This is a genomic window from Winogradskyella sp. ECml5-4 (assembly GCF_036903175.1).
GTDB lineage: Bacteria > Bacteroidota > Bacteroidia > Flavobacteriales > Flavobacteriaceae > Winogradskyella > Winogradskyella damuponensis.
On record NZ_JAYJLF010000006.1, the window covers coordinates 76283 to 90396 of the forward strand.

Annotated in this window: 9 protein-coding genes; 7 read left to right on the plus strand and 2 right to left on the minus strand. The window is 33.3% G+C overall.

Features of this window, described 5'->3' with window-relative positions:
- The first annotated feature begins 31 nt into the window (after positions 1 to 31).
- Positions 32 to 2032, plus strand: coding sequence for a TonB-dependent receptor plug domain-containing protein (locus VDP25_RS06610; RefSeq protein WP_334468043.1), 2001 nt, complete (start codon positions 32 to 34; stop codon positions 2030 to 2032).
- A gap of 19 nt (positions 2033 to 2051) precedes the next feature.
- Here VDP25_RS06610 and VDP25_RS06615 read toward each other — a convergent pair whose 3' ends face one another.
- Both VDP25_RS06615 and VDP25_RS06620 read right to left on the minus strand, forming a co-directional pair.
- Positions 2052 to 2402 (minus strand): hypothetical protein, encoded by a 351-nt coding sequence (locus VDP25_RS06615; RefSeq protein WP_334468045.1) that lies wholly within the window; start codon positions 2400 to 2402, stop codon positions 2052 to 2054.
- Positions 2403 to 2409: 7 nt separating this feature from the next.
- Positions 2410 to 3384: a polyprenyl synthetase family protein gene (locus VDP25_RS06620; RefSeq protein ID WP_334468047.1), complete on the minus strand. Its 975-nt coding sequence runs from the start codon at positions 3382 to 3384 to the stop codon at positions 2410 to 2412.
- Between the two features lie 150 nt (positions 3385 to 3534).
- On the opposite strand from VDP25_RS06620, the gene VDP25_RS06625 reads away from it, so the two are divergent.
- From VDP25_RS06625 to VDP25_RS06650, 6 genes are all read left to right on the plus strand, one after another.
- Positions 3535 to 4143 carry a TetR/AcrR family transcriptional regulator gene (locus VDP25_RS06625; protein ID WP_215928002.1) on the plus strand — a complete coding sequence of 203 codons (609 nt, stop codon included), beginning with the start codon at positions 3535 to 3537 and terminating at the stop codon, positions 4141 to 4143.
- Complete coding sequence (locus tag VDP25_RS06630) at positions 4140 to 5465, plus strand: TolC family protein (protein WP_334468050.1); 1326 nt, start codon at positions 4140 to 4142, stop codon at positions 5463 to 5465. The genes VDP25_RS06625 and VDP25_RS06630 overlap by 4 nt, the downstream gene beginning before the upstream one ends.
- Positions 5466 to 5483: 18 nt before the next feature.
- Positions 5484 to 6662, plus strand: coding sequence for an efflux RND transporter periplasmic adaptor subunit (locus VDP25_RS06635; RefSeq protein WP_215928005.1), 1179 nt, complete (start codon positions 5484 to 5486; stop codon positions 6660 to 6662).
- 64 nt (positions 6663 to 6726) lie between these two features.
- Positions 6727 to 10260 carry an efflux RND transporter permease subunit gene (locus VDP25_RS06640; protein WP_334468053.1) on the plus strand — a complete coding sequence of 1178 codons (3534 nt, stop codon included), beginning with the start codon at positions 6727 to 6729 and terminating at the stop codon, positions 10258 to 10260.
- A gap of 140 nt (positions 10261 to 10400) precedes the next feature.
- Positions 10401 to 12155, plus strand: coding sequence for an aspartate--tRNA ligase (aspS, locus tag VDP25_RS06645; protein ID WP_334468055.1), 1755 nt, complete (start codon positions 10401 to 10403; stop codon positions 12153 to 12155).
- Between the two features lie 142 nt (positions 12156 to 12297).
- Positions 12298 to 14100, plus strand: a complete 1803-nt coding sequence (locus VDP25_RS06650; RefSeq protein ID WP_215928010.1) for a chloride channel protein — start codon at positions 12298 to 12300, stop codon at positions 14098 to 14100.
- Positions 14101 to 14114: the final 14 nt, after the last annotated feature.

A 14114-nucleotide genomic window follows, 5' to 3' on the forward strand; every position in this document is an offset into this window, starting at 1 on the left:
CCATTGATTTTAAACACTAAAATTTTTAGCTATGAAAACGCTAATAACAGTCATTCTATGTCTGCTGTTGTCTTCTTTAGGATTTACTCAAGACAACAATAAAGAGACAAAAAAAGACACTACAAAACTCGAAGAAGTCCTCGTACTTTCAAGACGTAAGTTAAGCAATCACAGACAAGAAAAAACACTGTCTAGCATTGATGATTATCTTGAAAAATCTAACAAAATAACCATGATAAAACGTGGTAATTACGCTTGGGAACCAACCATTAACAACATGGCAAGCGAGCGTCTGGTAGTGACTATCGATGGAATGCAAATTTTTGGTGCCTGCACAGATAAAATGGATCCAATAACGTCTTACGTTGATGTTTCTAATCTCGAAAAAGTCACTATTGGTTCTGGCCAAGAAGGCACAGAAAACGGACATTCAATTGGTGGTGGCATTGATTTAAAATTACCATCCTCTAAATTTAACGGTTCTGGTTTTAAATCTGGATTAGACCTAGGTTATGAAACCAATGGTAACTATAAAGCAACTGGATTAGATTTAGAATACATAGGCAATACATTCTTTATTAGCGCAGATGGTATTTATAGAAAATCTGATAATTATGACGCAGGTGGCAATGAAGAAATCTTATATTCTCAGTTTGAAAAATATAATCTCTCACTACAATCAGGTTATAAGTTTTCTGAAACTCAAAGTGTCGATGCTAACCTTATTTACGATAAAGCTACCGATGTAGGTTATCCTGCTTTGCCAATGGATGTTTCTTTAGCTGAAGCTTTAATTGCATCGCTAACGCACTATTACAAACCTGAAGATAAAGTCTTAAAATCCTTAGAAACCAAATTGTATTTTAATACCATAACGCATATTATGGACGATACAAAGCGACCTGTTGTTGCTATAAGAATGGACATGCCAGGTTGGAGCGATACGTATGGGTTTTACAGTAAAGCCGAACTGATAAAAAAGAAACATCATTTCATACTTAACCTTAATGGATTCTATAATAAATCACTTGCAGAAATGACCATGTTTTCTAATAACCCAAGTGAACCAGATATGTTTATGTACACTTGGCCAGACATTAGAACCCTGTATTCTGGTATTTTTATTAAAGATGATTTTCATTTTAGTGAAGATGAAACACTCGCATCTTCTATTAGATTAGGCTATCACAATAACAAAATAGCAAAAGAAGTTGGCATTCAGAGTCTTGAAATTTTCCATGATAAAGTAGACGAACAAAGCAATAGATTTTTAGTGAGTTTAGCATCTACATATCAACTTAAAAAGGACAATTACAATCTCTCTGCTGGTTTAGGTTATGGTGAACGCGCACCTTCCGTTAGTGAAGGTTATGGTTTTTATTTATTCAACAGTTTTGACAATTACGATTATATAGGCAACCCAAATTTAAAGGACGAAAAAGCCTTAGAAGCTAACTTTAGTTTTAAACAGAAATTCAACGATTTTGAAATTGGTTTAGAATCATCTTACTTCCATATCATGGATTATATTATTGGTGAGATTTCGCCAGACGTAAGCTCAATGACTATTGGTGCTAATGGTGTGCGTGTTTATACCGCATTAGACCATGCTTCTATTTTTAATACCTATGTAAATAGTAGTTATAAAATATCGGAACGTTTTGCAATCAACGGAACGGTTGGCTACAATTATGGAAAAGGAAATGATGGCGAAAACTTACCACTTATAAAACCGATTTCTTACTTTGCTGAATTCAATTACAACACAGCTAAATTTACTGCCGCATTGCAACTAGATGGCAACGGAACCCAAAGTAATTACAGCCGTAAGTATGGCGAAAACAAAACTGCTGATTATGCAATATTAAACCTTAATTTAGGGAATGTATTTTATAATAAACTCGGAAAAACAGTCTTAAAATATGGTATTGAAAATATATTAGATGCCAAATATTCTACCTATGCCGATTGGAATAACTTTCCGAGACAAGGTCGTAATTTTTATATGAATTTGTCTTTTGTTTTTCAATAAAAAATACTCATAATTTTAATTAAGAATATTTAGCCTTATACCAAACTTTTTGCCATTCGCGTTGCAAAATCATAAAAGTAACCTCTTCAGATAATTTTAAAGTATCACTACCATCTAAAGATTTAATTTTTGCTTCGGAAACATCTACAATATATAGTAAATTGAGATAGTCTGAAAACTTAGAATTTATTAAGTTAAAAACCGTTTCTTGCAACACAAACCTTAAGCTCGTTGGCAAGGTTTCTTCGTCAAACTCTAGGTCAATATTAGCATACAACACATCTTTATTGAGTTGAACAATAAGTTTTTTGTATAGGTTTAAACCTTCGGCTTCAGATATTAAATCTTCAAAATTTGATGGTAAACTCATATATGAATTATACACGTCTATTCATTAATTGTTCTCCAAACAACCTCAGTGATTGCTTTTTCTCTTCAGGAATCTCTAATCTTTCTAAAACTTCAAATGCTTTGCTAGTGTAGTCTTTTACTGCATTTTGAGTTGCTTCTTTTGCACCAGAATTAGTAAATAATTGCTTTACTTTTTCAACCTTATTAGTGTTAGGCAATTCTAAGTTTGACATAAAAGTCTTTAAATTCACTTTATCATCATCAGATCCTAACGCTATTGTTTTAAGGTATAAATATGTCTTTTTATTTTCAATAATATCTCCACCTACCTGCTTACCAAAAGTTTCAGGATTACCAAAAGCATCCAAATAATCGTCTTGCAATTGGAATGCAATTCCTAAAAGTCGTCCAAATTCATAAATAGAATTTTGATCTTCAATAGAAGCATTTGCTACAATCGCTCCCATTTTCATGGCAGCACCAACCAAAACAGCTGTTTTATATTCTATCATTTTAAGATATTCGGGAATCGTAACATCATCTCGTGTTTCAAAATCAATATCATATTGCTGTCCTTCACAAACCTCTAAAGCCGTTTTACTAAATAATTTAGCTAACGCCTGAAATGTTTGCGGATCATAATTTTCAAATAGTTGATAAGCCATAATTAGCATGGCATCACCAGAAAGTATTCCTGTATTTAAATTCCACTTTTCATGAACCGTTTGTTCTCCCCTTCGTAAAGGTGCATCATCCATAATATCATCATGTACTAATGAAAAATTATGAAAAACCTCAATAGATAAAGCTGCATCCATAGCTTTTGGCACATTTCCACCAAAAACATCAGCTGTCATTAAGGTTAAAATTGGTCGTAACCGCTTTCCTCCTAATTGAAGAATATAATTAATAGGACTGTATAAATTTTTAGGTTCTTTATTTACGATAAAACCTTCTAAATATTTTAGAAAAGGCTTTTGATAGTGTTCAATATGTTGCATAAGACAAAAATAATCTTTTAAACATATTTTAAGCTAATGTTGGCTATGTTAAAAAACCATTAAAACTTAGGAAACTTTTTTGGTTTTTAAAGTTTCCTATTGTAGCTTTGCGCAATAATAAAAAAGTTCCGTTAGCAAGGAAGATTAAAAATGAAAGAGAAAATAATATTTAAGTCTACTGATTTGTTCTTAAACCTAGGGTTTAAGAGTGTTACTATGGATGACATTGCTAATGAAATGGGTATTTCTAAAAAAACCATTTACCAGCATTTTCAGAATAAAACAAAATTAGTTGAAGCCACTGCAATGTATGTTTTTGAAAATATTTCACACGGTATAGATTGTATTTGTGAGCTCAATAAAAACCCAATTGAAGAGATCTATGAGATTAAGCGCTTTGTTATGCTTCATTTAAAAGATGAAAAATCATCACCTCAGTATCAGCTTCAAAAGTATTACCCTAAAATTTATAACTCACTAAAAAAGAAGCAGTTCGAAAAAATGCTTGGCTGCGTTACTCGTAACTTAGAACGTGGCGTTACTCAGCATCTTTACAGAGATTCTATAGACATAGATTTTATAGCACGACTTTACTTTAACGGTATGATTTCTTTAAAAGATCAGGACCTTTTTCCACACGAAAACTTTTCAATGCCAATGTTAATGAACAATTATATAGAATACCATTTAAGAGGTATCTGCTCCGAAAAAGGATTAGAAACACTAACAAAATTAAACACCAATCTAAATAACCTATGAAAAAAACACTAACGCTAATAATAGGTTTTATTATTTTTCAAACAGGATTTACACAAGAGCTACCCAAAAGTCTATCATTACAAGAAGCAATTGACTATGCCTTAGAAAATAATAGATCTGCTATAAATGCTGCTCGAGATATTGAAGCAGCTAAAAAGCAAAAATGGGAAACCACAGCTACTGGTTTACCTCAAATTAATGCCAAGATTGATTACACCAACAATATTAAGCAACAATTTGATGCTATTGATTTTGATCAAGATGGTATTGTAGATTTTGGTGCAAAGCAGTCTGTAAGTCCATCGATAACATTAAATCAACTTATTTTTGACGGCTCTTACCTTGTAGGCTTGCAATCGGCTAAAGTATTTTTAGAAATTTCCGAAAATGCAAAAACCAAAACAGATTTAGAAGTTAGAAAAGCCGTGATTAATGCTTACGGAAATGTATTACTAGCCAACGAAAGCGTTGAAATTTTAAAACGAAACGTAATTGTATTAGAAAAAAACCTTTACGAAACTCAAAAAATTTATGAAAATGGATTAGAAGAAGAGGAAAGCGTTGAGCAATTACAAATTACACTTTCGGGTTTAAAAAGTAATTTAAATAAAACCGAGCGCCTTCAAAATATTGCGCTTCAAATGCTAAATATTAATTTAGGTATTGATGTATCTAGCAATACAATTTTAACCGACACCTTAGAGTCTTTAACCGATAATAATATAGATCTCGATATTCTAAACATTGAAAACAATGTAGAAAATACTATCGATTATAAAATTGCGAATAATGACAAAATCTCTAAAGAATTACTCGTAAAACTTGAGATGAGTAAGGCACTCCCAACATTAAGTGCGTATATTAATGGTGCTTATATCGCCAACAGTAACGACTTTAGTTATTTTGACAAAGAACAACGTTGGATAGGAACTTCTGCATTTGGTGTTAACCTTAACATTCCAATTTTTAGTTCGGGCAAAAGAAGCGCTTCAACACAACGGGCAAAAATAAACTTAGAAAAAGCAGAAACCGACTTAACAGAAACCGAACAACGCATTAAACTTCAAATTGCATCAGCACAAAGCGATTATCAATTTGCTATTGAAGATTATGAAAATAAAAAAGAGAATTTAGCACTAGCCGAACGTATTGAAACCAAAAACCAAACCAAATTTTTTGAAGGTATTGGTTCTAGTTTTGAACTCAGACAAGCACAAACACAGCTATACTCTGCACAACAAGAACTCCTACAAGCTATGCTAGATGTTATAAACACAAAAGCAGCTTTAGAAACCGTTTTAAATACACCAACTCAAAATTAATCAATCATCACATTTAACATGAAAAATATATATTCAATAATAGCCATTACTTTTCTTTTTCTCTCTTGTGGAGGCGAAAAGAAAAACTCTGTAGAAACCGTCATTGAAAGTGGTAATTTAGAAACCATTAGAGCAAAAAGAGGAGAACTTGTTGGCGAACAACAAGCCATTAATGATAAAATAAAACGCTTAGATGAGAAAATTAAAGCTTTAGACACTGTAAAACATGTACCATTAATCACAACTTTTAAGGCTCAAGCCGAAGTTTTTAATCATGTTTTAGAACTTCAAGGAAACGTAACCACAAAAAATCTTTTAACCATCACACCAGAATACAATGGTATTTTAACACATGTTTACGTAAAGGAAGGGCAAAATGTAACTAAAGGGCAAATCTTAGCCAAAATAGACGATGGTGGATTAAGCCAACAATTAGCACAATTAAAAATTCAATCCGATTTAGCAAAAACGACTTACGAACGCCAAAAACGTCTTTGGGAACAAAATATAGGTAGTGAAATTCAGTTTTTACAATCAAAATCTACTTACGAATCGCAACAAGAAGCCGTAAATCAATTAAAACAACAAATTGCTAAAACAAATGTTAAAGCACCTTTTTCTGGTACCATTGATGATATCATTACAGAACAAGGAAGCGTCGTTGGCGCAGGGCAAACCCCATTAATGCGAATTGTTAATTTAGACAATATGTACATTGAAACCGAAGTCCCAGAACGTTATGTTTCTGATGTTACAAAAGGCAAAAGTGTTTCTGTAAACATTCCGGTTTTAGGCAAAACAATAGAAACCAAAATTCGTCAAGCCGGAGACTTCATAAATCCTGCAAACCGAACTTTTAAGATTGAAGTTGAAATACCAAATAATGACAAATCTATAAAGCCTAATTTATCTGCACGATTAAAAATTAACGATTATACAAACGAAAATGCCTTATTAATTCCACAAAGTGTTGTTTCTGAAAATTCAGAAGGAGAACAATACGTTTATATCGTATCTAACAAAGATTCTAAAGGAATTGGTACTGCACAACGAATAATTATTGAGACAGGAAAAACACAAGATGACGTTATTGAAGTTTTAAAAGGTCTAGAACCAGGAGCTGAAATTATTAAAGAAGGAGCAAGAAGTGTTAGAGATACGCAATCTGTAAAAGTCCTTGAAATAGACGAAAAATAATGGAAGGATTCTATTCTTCTAAAGTAATTAAACACTAATTCTATAGTCTAAAAAACAAACTTAAATGACTAATAATAAAAAAAACACAGAAAAAGAATTTGCGTGGTCGTCGTGGGCAATTAATAATAAAACCACGATGTATGTGCTTATTGCTGTCTTTTTCTATTTGGGAATTTCGGCTTTCTTCGATATGCCAAGAGAATCATTTCCAGAGGTAAACGAGACTAAAATTTATGTCAGCACAATTTACCCAGGAAACACCGCTGAAGACATTGAAAAGTTAATAACCGACCCTGTAGAAGACCGACTAAAAACCGTGAGTAATCTTGTAGAAATCACTTCGACATCTCAAGAAGATTATTCTATGGTTATCATAGAGTTTGATGAAAATATCACAGTAGAACAGGCCAAACAGAAGGTTAAAGACGAAATTGATTCTGAAACCGCTAGTGAAGATTGGCCAACATTTAACGGAGCAAAAGTAGAACCAGATGTTTTTGAATTGAGTCTTTCTGAAGAAATGCCAATTCTAAATATTAATATTTCTGGTGATTATCCAATTGAAAAATTAAAAGATTATGCCGAATATCTTCAAGATGAAATTGAAGATTTACAAGAAATTAAAAAAGCAGATATTCGTGGAGCTCAGGACAAAGAAGTAGAAGTTGCCGTTGACATTTATAAAATGATGGCAGCCAAAGTTACTTTTAATGATATCCTTGGTGCTATTGGAAATGGAAACATAACACAATCTGCCGGAAATTTAAAAGCAAGTGGACAAAGACGTACCATTAGAATTATAGGTGAAATTGAATCTCCTTCAGAGCTGAATGATTTTGTAGTTAAATCTGAAAACGGAAATTCTATTTATTTAAAAGATGTAGCAACCGTTTCTTTTCACGAAGAAGACAAAACCACTTATGCTAGAAAATCTGGAAAACCTGTTGTAATGCTAGACGTTAAAAAGCGTGCTGGTAAAAACATGGTTGCTGCTGCAGAACAAATTCAAGTTATTGTACAAGATGCTATTGATAACGAATTCCCTCAAGACGTAGAAGTCACCATTACCAATGATCAATCTTCTGTAACAATTGGTCAAGTAGATGATTTAGTAAACAACATCATCTTTGGTGTTATCTTGGTCGTTACCGTATTAATGTTCTTTTTAGGGTTTAAAAATGCCTTATTTGTTGGTTTTGCTATACCAATGTCTATGTTTATGTCATTAATGATATTAGGCATGATTGGCTATAGTTTAAACACAATGGTGCTTTTTGGACTTATTATGGGATTAGGAATGTTAGTAGACAACGGAATTGTAGTTGTAGAAAACGTTTACCGTTTAATGGAAGATGAAGGCATGAGCCGTATTGAGGCTGCAAAAAAAGGTATTGGAGAAATTGCATTTCCTATTATTATTTCAACAGCAACAACCGTAGCCGCTTTTGTACCCTTAGGCCTATGGCCTGGTATTATGGGAGAATTTATGAAAATTCTACCAATAACCCTTTCTATTGTTTTAGGCTCGTCTTTATTTGTGGCTATCTTCTTTAATTCGGTATTAGTATCGCGTTACATGACCACTGAAGACAAGGACATGCCTCTAAATCAAATTATTAAAACCACAATTATAGTTGCCGTTATTGGAATTATAATTTTAGTTTTCGGTGGTACATATCGTGGTTTAGGAACTATTATGGTATTCACAGCGATTATGCTTTGGGCATACCGTTTTTTCATCAGAAGATGGGCAAATAGCTTTCAAACTAAAGCATTAGTAAGACTTGAAAATTGGTACGAGCGTCGTTTACGAAGTGCATTATCTAAAAAACAACCTTATATTTTAAGTATTGGAACCTTCCTATTATTGATTGCGGCATTTATAGCCTTTGGAATTTCACTTTCTACACAACGTACTAAAGTTGAATTTTTTCCAGATAACAAACCCAATCAGATTATTGTCTACATAGAATATCCACAAGGAACAGCCATTGAAAAAACCAATGCTATAACGGCACAGATTGAACAGCGTGTTTATGAGGTTATTAATGCTGACCGGTTTATGGAAAACGGAAGAAACTTCTTAGTAGAAAGTGCTGTTTCTCAAGTAGGTGAAGGTGCAGGAAATCCTCAAACCGATATGGGTTCTGGTGCAGAAATGCCACATAAAGCTAAGATAACAGCTTCTATGCGCGAGTACAAATTCCGTCGTGGAGAAGACAGTGAGCTCTTACGTCAAAAAGTACAAGAAGCCTTAGTTGGTATTTATCCTGGGGTTTTAATTTCTGTAGAGAAAAATGCAGATGGACCACCTGCTGGCTCGCCTATTAACATTGAAATCATAGGTAATGATTATAATGAATTAATTGCAACAGCAGAACAAATGCGTGCTTTTGTTAATTCTAAAAACATTGCAGGAATTGACGAACTTAAAATCGATGTTAACAAGGACAAACCAACGATGCAAGTTGAAATTGACCGTAAAAAAGCCGGAGAATTAGGTGTTTCTGCCAAACAAATTGGAGACCAATTGCGTAATTCTATATTTGGTTCTAAAGCAGGAATATACAAAGAAGATGGTGATGATTTTGACATTTATGTGCGCTTTAATGAAAATACACGTTATGATAAAAGTGCGCTTTTTAATCAGAATATAACCTTTAGAGATAACACAGGTCAGATTAAAGAGATTCCTTTATCAACAGTTGCGAAACAAAAAAACAACTCTGGATTTAGTGCTATAAAACATAAAGCAACTAAGCGAGTCGTTACCGTTTATTCTGCTTTATCACCTGGCTATACAGATGCGCAAGCCATTGTAACCCAAATTCAAAATGAAATGAAAAGTTACAAGGGGTTATCAGAAGATATTCATATTGATTATACAGGTCAAATTGAAGAGCAGAACAAACAAATGGCATTCTTAATGGGAGCGTTTTTCACGGGACTTGGATTAATTTTCTTCATCTTAATATTTCAATTCAACTCTATCTCTAAACCAACCATTATTATGATTGCCATTTTCTTGAGTTTTATTGGTGTATTTGGTGGTATTGTACTTTCAGGAAGTGCTTTTGTGATTATGATGACGATGGTTGGGATAATTTCTTTAGCCGGAATTGTAGTAAATAACGGGGTGGTACTCTTAGATTATGCACAACTTTTAATAGATCGAAAGAAAAATCAACTCAATTTAAATGAAGATCAATACCTAACTAACGAAGACCTTTTTGAAAGTATCGTTACCGCAGGAAAAGCACGTTTAAGACCTGTTTTATTAACTGCAATCACAACTATTCTAGGGTTAATTCCGTTAGCAATTGGGCTAAACATTAACTTCTTTACGCTGTTTGCAGATTTTAATCCAAACATTTATATGGGAGGAGACAACGTAGTATTTTGGGGACCATTAGCTTGGACCGTTATCTACGGCCTGTTAATAGCAACATTCTTAACATTAATTGTAGTTCCAATTCTGTTTTATTTAAGTGTTAAACTAAAAATGTGGATGAACAAATCTAAAGTGGCTTCAACAAACGAAGTTATACCTCAGGAAACATTTAATATGAATAAGAGATTGGATGAAAATAACAGTTAAAACTCAATGTTAATAAATGAACCAAAAGAGAGCCTTAACAATTGTTGAGGCTTTTTTATTTGTTTATACCTTAAGTTGATTAAATTTGCAACCGCATTCATCAAAGCATTAGCAACGATGAATAAAATTAAAATTTCAATATGTACAGAAGTCACAATTGTGGTGAATTAAGAGCATCACACAGCAATACAGAAGTAACACTTTCTGGTTGGGTTCAAGGAATTAGAGACAAAGGATTTATGATTTACCTAGATCTTAGAGATCGCTATGGTATAACGCAACTTTACTTTGATGAAGAGCGTACTTCTAAAGACTTAATGGAAAAAGCGTCTAAGCTAGGTCGCGAATACGTTATTCAAGTTAAAGGTACAGTGGTTGAACGTGCTTCTAAAAACCCAAACATTCCAACTGGAGATATTGAATTATTAGTTTCAGAATTAACTATTTTAAATACGTCTTTAGTTCCACCTTTTACCATTGAAGATAAAACCGATGGTGGAGATGATGTACGTATGAAATATCGCTATTTAGATATTCGTCGTAATCCCGTAAAAAACAGTTTAATCTTAAGACATAAGGTTGCGCAAGCGGTTAGAAATTATTTGTCTAATGAAGATTTTATTGAAGTAGAAACCCCTTATTTAATAAAATCAACACCAGAAGGTGCACGTGATTTTGTGGTACCATCTCGTATGAATGAAGGCCAATTTTACGCATTACCACAATCTCCTCAAACCTTTAAACAATTATTAATGGTTGGTGGCATGGATAAATACTTTCAGATTGTAAAATGTTTTAGAGACGAAGATTTACGTGCAGACAGACAGCCAGAATTTACACAAATAGATTGTGAAATGGCATTTGTAGAACAAGAAGATATTTTAAATACGTTTGAAGGTTTAACACGTCATTTATTAAAAGAAATTAATGGTGTTGAAGTAGAAAAATTCCCAAGAATACTTTATGATGATGCCATGCGTTTGTACGGAAACGACAAACCAGACATTAGATTTGGAATGGAGTTTGGCGAATTAAACGATGTTACACAACATAAAGACTTTGGTGTATTTAATTCTGCAGAGCTAGTGGTTGGTATTGCTGTTCCTGGTGGTAATAAATTCACGAGAAAAGAAATTGATAACTTAATTAAATGGGTAAAGCGCCCACAAGTTGGTGCTTTAGGCATGATTTATTCGCGTTGTAATGATGACGGTTCGTTTAAATCTTCAGTAGACAAATTTTACGACCAAGAAGATTTAGCCAAATGGGCAGAAATTACAGGCGCAAAAGCAGGTGATTTAGTATGTGTATTGTCTGGCGATAAAAATAAAGTAAGAGCACAATTAAGTGCTTTACGCATGGAGTTAGCAACACAATTAGGTCTTAGAAAACCTAATGAATTTGCTCCTCTTTGGGTTATGGATTTTCCATTGCTAGAATGGGACGAAGACACCGAACGATACCACGCTATGCACCACCCTTTTACATCTCCAAAACCAGGTCAATTAGAATTACTAGACACTAATCCAGGCGAAGTAAAAGCCAATGCTTATGATTTAGTCTTAAACGGAAATGAAATTGGTGGAGGCTCTATAAGAATCCATGACAAAGCAACACAAGCCATAATGTTAAAACATTTAGGTTTTTCTGAAGAAGAAGCAAGAGCTCAATTTGGTTTCCTTATGGATGCTTTTGAATATGGTGCACCACCACACGGAGGTATTGCTTTTGGATTGGATAGATTAGTAGCTATTTTAGGAGGCCAAGAAACAATTAGAGACTTTATTGCTTTTCCTAAAAATAATTCAGGACGCGATGTTATGATTGATGCTCCTGCATCAATTGATAATGAACAACTAAAGGAACTGAGTTTAAAATTGAATTTGAAACAATAAATACTCCCTTTAGGAATTGCTTCCTCAAAATTGTATATTTGGTATAAGAGTGTAGTAAGCTCAATAAAATAAATAGGTTAAACCTGTAGGTTGATTACTGAGCTTTGTCGAAGTACAACCTACAGTTTTTTTTTGAAATAAGATGCCAACGAAATCTTTCATAAAACAATTTCTATTATTACGATACAAATATATATCGCAAAAGAACTTTGTTTACCTGTTAAGTGTTCTTGTTGGATTGCTTACAGGTGTTGCAGCTGTAACTTTAAAAAACATCACTTTCACCATTCAAAAGGGATTAGAAAAAGGTATTATTTTTTCTCAAAATCAGCTCTATTTTATACTCCCTGTTATTGGTTTATTCTTGGTATACCTCATAGCTAAATATCTATTTAAAAAAGGAATGACACCATCAATTCCACCTTTTATAAAGCGAGCTATTCCATCATTACTTTATTCTTTATTGAGACAAAAAGGGCTATTATCTTATAAACTTATTTACCATCCCTTAATAATGGCACCTTTAACAGTAGGTTTTGGTGGTTCTGTTGGGTTATTAGGACCTGCTATAACCTCTGGTTCTGCTTTAAGCTCTAATTTAAGTCGGATTTTACACGTTGATAAAAAAACAAGAACATTACTTATTGCTTGTGCAACCGCTGCTGCTGTAGCATCTATGTTTAAATCTCCAATTGCAGCAATTGTATTAGCTGTTGAAATTTTTAGTTTAGATCTTACATTTGCGGCACTACTACCCTTGTTAATTGCTTCTATATCTTCTGTTTTAACCTCTTATTTCTTTTTAGGAGATGAGTTACTTTTTAACTTTAATGTTACGGAAAAATTCAATCCAAAAGACACTCCACTCTATATGTTACTAGGTTTAGGAACAGGGATAGCATCCATATATTTCACCAAAATATATTTTGCTGTTTATGCCTTTTTCGACCGCTTTAAATCACGCTTTACAAAACTTTTAGTTGGTGGAGTTGCTATTGGTATTATGCTTTATTTTATCCCTCCACTTTATGGGGAAGGTTTAAGTTTTACTAAAGACTTATTTGAAGGTAATTACCTACACGCCTTAGGCGATAATCCTTTTGACAAATACGTTGACAATATTTGGGTTGTTATTGTATTACTCATTGGTTTTACCATATTTAAAGCGATAGCCATGACTACCACATTTGCCGCAGGAGGTGTTGGAGGAGTTATTGTACCAACGATGGTTATGGGAAGTGCTTTAGGTAATGTTGTTGCCAAAATCATTAATAATATTGGACTTGGACATCAGGTATCTGAAGCTAATTTTACACTCATTGGAATGGCCGGACTAATTGCCGGAGTGATTCATGCTCCATTAACCGCTATATTTTTAATAGCCGAAATTACTGGTGGTTATATTTTATTTTTACCGCTAATGATTACAGTCGCAATTTCATATATGATTACAAAAAATTATATGGAACATACAATTTACACGCGCGAATTGGCAGAACGTGGAGATTTATTAACACATGATAAAGACCAAAGTGTTCTTACGATGATGCAGTTAGATAGTGTTATAGAAAAAGATTTTATTGCATTAAACCCAGAAATGACCTTAGGAGAAATGCTTCATAAAGGCGTCTCTAAATCCAGTCGGAATTTATTTCCTGTAGTCGATAGTTATAAGCGTTTAGTAGGAATAATTCTGTTAGATGATATTAGAACTGTAATGTTTGATCAGTCGTTATACGATTCTACTTCGGTAGAAACTTTTATGCACAACCCGCCAAATTATATCGATTACGAAAAAGATACAATGAAAGCTGTGATGAAAAAATTTCAAGATAGCGGAGCTTGGAATTTACCCGTAATAAAAGAAGGCTGTTATTACGGTTTTGTATCAAAATCAAAATTACTAACCGCTTATCGTAACGAATTAATTAACTTTACATCTTAAGTCTATATAGACAA